The 1,405-nt window shown below is 69.5% G+C and carries 1 protein-coding gene; it reads left to right on the forward strand.

Features of this window, described 5'->3' with window-relative positions:
• Nucleotides 1-15 precede the first annotated feature (15 nt).
• Nucleotides 16-1,404, forward strand: a complete 1,389-nt coding sequence (gene lpdA, locus SNE206_RS39970) for a dihydrolipoyl dehydrogenase (RefSeq protein WP_407918504.1) — start codon at nucleotides 16-18, stop codon at nucleotides 1,402-1,404.
• Nucleotide 1,405 lies beyond the last annotated feature (1 nt).

A 1,405-nucleotide genomic window follows, 5' to 3' on the forward strand; every position in this document is an offset into this window, starting at 1 on the left:
CATGGAGGACGTGACGTGGCGAACGACGCCAGCACCGTTTTCGACGTAGTCATTCTCGGAGGCGGAAGCGGCGGTTACGCCGCGGCGCTCCGCGCCGCCCAGCTGGGTCTGAGCGTCGCACTGATCGAGAAGGGTGAGCTCGGCGGCACCTGCCTGCACCGCGGCTGCATCCCGACCAAGGCCCTGCTGCACGCGGCCGAGGTCGCCGACGAGACCCGGGAGGCCGCCGAGTTCGGTGTCCTCGCCACCTTCCAGGGCATCGACATCAAGGGCGTCCACACGTACAAGGACGACGTCGTCAGCGGCCTGTACAAGGGCCTGCAGGGCCTGGTCGCCTCCCGCAAGGTCACCTTCGTCCAGGGCGAGGGCCGGCTCTCCTCGCCGACCTCGGTCGACGTCGACGGCCGCCGCATCGAGGGCCGCCACATCGTGCTGGCCACCGGCTCCGTCCCCAAGTCGCTCCCGGGCCTGACCATCGACGGCGACCGGGTCATCTCCTCGGACCACGCCCTCAAGCTCGACCACATCCCGAAGTCCGCGGTGATCCTGGGCGGCGGCGTCATCGGCGTGGAGTTCGCCTCGGTCTGGAAGTCCTTCGGCGTCGACGTCACCATCGTCGAGGGCCTGCCGCACCTGGTCCCGCTGGAGGACGACAACTCCTCCAAGCTCCTGGAGCGCGCCTTCCGCAAGCGCGGCATCAAGTTCGAGCTCAAGGCCCGCTTCTCCGGCGTGGAGTACACCGAGAACGGCGTGCGCGTCTCCACCGAGAACGGCAAGCAGATCGACGCCGACCTGCTCCTCGTCGCCATCGGCCGCGGCCCCGTCTCCGCCGGCCTGGGCTACGAGGAACAGGGCATCGCGATGGACCGCGGCTACGTCCTGGTCGACGAGTACCTGCGCACCAACGTGCCGACCGTCTCCGCGGTCGGCGACCTCGTCCCGACCCTGCAGCTCGCCCACGTCGGCTTCGCCGAGGGCATGCTCGTCGCCGAACGCCTGGCCGGCCTGAAGACCGTCCCGATCGACTACGACGGCATCCCGCGGGTGACGTACTCCAACCCCGAGGTCGCCTCCGTGGGCCTCTCGGAGGCCAAGGCCGTCGAGCAGTACGGCAAGGACAAGATCGTCACGCTCAAGTACAACCTCGCCGGGAACGGCAAGAGCAAGATCCTCAAGACCGCCGGCGAGATCAAGCTCGTCCAGGTCAAGGACGGCGCCGTCGTGGGTGTCCACATGGTCGGCGCCCGCATGGGCGAGCAGGTCGGCGAGGCCCAGCTGATCTACAACTGGGAGGCACTGCCCGCCGAGGTCGCCCAGCTCATCCACGCGCACCCCAGCCAGTCCGAGGCCCTCGGCGAGGCCCACCTCGCCCTGGCCGGCAAGCCGCTGCACGCGCACGACTGAC

It is taken from the genome of Kitasatospora sp. NE20-6, assembly GCF_045862635.1.